General features: G+C 68.4%; 2 protein-coding genes and 1 pseudogene. 1 reads left to right on the top strand and 2 read right to left on the bottom strand.

The window, feature by feature from the left end; translation table 11 throughout:
• Positions 1-120: 120 nt before the first annotated feature.
• Positions 121-933, bottom strand: coding sequence for a tRNA (adenine(58)-N(1))-methyltransferase TrmI (gene trmI, locus AC2VOP_RS05670; RefSeq protein ID WP_486960044.1), 813 nt, complete (start codon positions 931-933; stop codon positions 121-123).
• 74 nt (positions 934-1,007) lie between these two features.
• Between trmI and AC2VOP_RS05675 the strand changes: the two genes are divergently transcribed.
• Positions 1,008-1,847, top strand: a complete 840-nt coding sequence (locus AC2VOP_RS05675) for a RecB family exonuclease (protein ID WP_486960045.1) — start codon at positions 1,008-1,010, stop codon at positions 1,845-1,847.
• Positions 1,848-1,924: 77 nt separating this feature from the next.
• On the opposite strand, the pseudogene AC2VOP_RS05680 reads toward AC2VOP_RS05675, so the two are convergent.
• Positions 1,925-2,257 (bottom strand): annotated as a pseudogene (locus AC2VOP_RS05680) (glycine zipper 2TM domain-containing protein); the annotation flags it as partial.
• Between the last annotated feature and the right edge of the window lie 96 nt (positions 2,258-2,353).

Genomic DNA, 2,353 nt, shown 5'->3' on the forward strand with positions numbered 1-2,353 from the left:
ATCTGGCCACCGAACTCGAAGTCCTCACCGTCCAAGCCCTCAAACAGGCCGAAGGATGGGGGAGCTAAAACGCGACCGAGAAGTGCGGAAAGTCAGAGACGATTTTGCGGATGTGCGATTTTATGCATGCTCGCCGCGGGTGCCGGGCGCAAGCCGGCGCGCCGAAACCAGAAATGCAGTGTGGCCGCGCATGGTGTGCTGCGGGCGCACCGCGAGCCCGACGACGTGCCAACCGCGCTGCAGCGTCTCCCACGCCCGCGGTTCGGTCCAGCACCGCTGCTCGCGCAGCGCTTCGACAATTCGCGACAACTGGGTGGTGGTGGCGACATAGACCACCAGCACACCGCCGGCGACCAACAGTCGCGAGACGGCGTCAAGCACCTCCCACGGCGCCAGCATGTCCAGCACCGCCCGGTCGACCTGTCCGGCGCCCGGGTCGGCGTCTGCGATGTCACCGACGATCAGCTGCCAGTTCTCCGGCGGGCGGCCGACGAAGGTCTCCACGTTGCGGCGGGCGTGCTCGGCGTGGTCGGGGCGAACCTCGTAGGAGATCACTCGCCCGTCCGGCCCCACCGCGCGCAGCAGCGAACAGGTCAGAGCCCCCGAGCCGGCGCCGGCCTCCAGCACCCGGGCGCCGGGGAAGATGTCGCCCTCGTGGACGATCTGGGCGGCGTCTTTGGGGTAGATGACCTGCGCCCCGCGCGGCATCGACATCACGTAGTCGACCAGCAGCGGACGCAGCACCAAGAACGGGTCACCGCCAGTGGATCTGACCACGCTGCCCTCCGCGAGTCCGATCACCGCATCGTGGCTGATCGCACCGCGATGGGTGTGAAACTCCGCCCCGGCGACAAGCAGCATCGTGTAACGCCGACCTTTTCGATCGGTGAGTTGAACACGATCGCCCAAGGCGAACGGGCCGAACCCGGACACAGCCGTCTAGCCTGCCAGCAGACACGCCGGAAACGTGCGCGGGGTTGTCGGGCCCCACTCGTAGGCTGCCGGGTATGAGCGACGCGTCGGCAGCACCGGTCTCCAGCGGCATGGCGTTGTCGCCGTCGCGGGCGGCGGATTTCAAACAATGCCCGCTGCTGTACCGTTTCCGGGCTATCGACCGCCTGCCGGAACAGCCGTCGGTCGCGCAACTGCGTGGCTCGGTGGTGCATGCGGCGCTGCAGCGGCTCTATGCGCTGCCGGCGCCGCAACGAAGCCCGGACAAAGCCCAGGATCTGGTCGCCCCGGCCTGGGACGAGCTGATCGCCGGCGAACCCGACCTGGGTGTCGAGCTGGATTCCGGGCAGCGCGACCAACTGCTGGCCGAAGCGCGAGCACTGCTGTCGGGCTACTACCGGCTGGAGGATCCGCGCAGGTTCTCCCCCGAGAGCTGCGAGCAGCGAGTGGAGGTGGAACTGGCCGACGGCACCCGGCTGCGGGGATTCGTCGACCGGATAGACGTCGGCGCAGGCGGAGAACTGCGGGTAGTCGATTACAAAACCGGCAAGGCGCCGCCGACCGCGCAGGCATCCGGTGAGCTCCGGGCCCTGTTTCAGATGAAGTTCTACGCGCTGGTGCTGCTGCGGTCCCGCGGAGTGCTGCCGACCCGGCTGCGGTTGATCTACCTGGCCGACGGCCAGCTGTTGGACTACTCCCCCGACCATGCCGAGCTGCTGCGTTTCGAAAAGACGCTGACGGCGATCTGGCGGGCGATCCGATCCGCTGGCACGACGGGTGATTTTCGGCCCCAGCCGTCGCGGCTGTGTGACTGGTGCGCCCACCGCGCGCACTGCCCGGCGTTCGGCGGCACTCCCCCGCCTTACCCCGGCTGGCCAGTCGACCCGGCGGCATGACCGGCTGTGAGCCCCGTCGACTCGGCACAGCCGACGCCGCGGAACCTCGGCGCAGACCCTGTTGGTACAGCGACGTCTCAGATAATGGCCGCCAGTGCGGCGATCCCGAATCCGCCCAGCAGCGCGACGGCATCTTCGAGCAGCGCGACCGGCAGGTCGTGGTCGTCGTTGGCAGCAGCCAGGCGCTTGCGTGCCTCATAGCCGCCCAGCGTGCCCAGCACCGCTCCGATGATGCCGGCACCGAGCGCGCTCCAGGTGTAACCCCACGCCGTGCCGATGACCGCACCCGCAAACGCGCCCAGGACGATCCGGGCACCGAACGACACCGAGGCGGTGCGGCTGGGTGCGCCGGGCCGCAGGTCGGCGACCAGTTCGACGACCGCCAGGATGGTCAGGACGGCGACCGTCACCGGATGAGAAGCCCTATGTCAAGCCACCGCGTCTTGGGTCGTGATGAATCGTTGGAGTGCTCGGTGTTTGGTGGGGTCGTAGGGGACGTTGTCTTG

The sequence above is a fragment of the Mycobacterium sp. TH-M106 genome (assembly GCF_057473765.1).

Bases quoted from the DNA above. Each gene is read 5' to 3' on its own strand.
- AC2VOP_RS05675 (WP_486960045.1), top strand. From the start codon at position 1,008: ATGAGCGACGCGTCGGCAGCACCGGTCTCCAGCGGCATGGCGTTGTCG.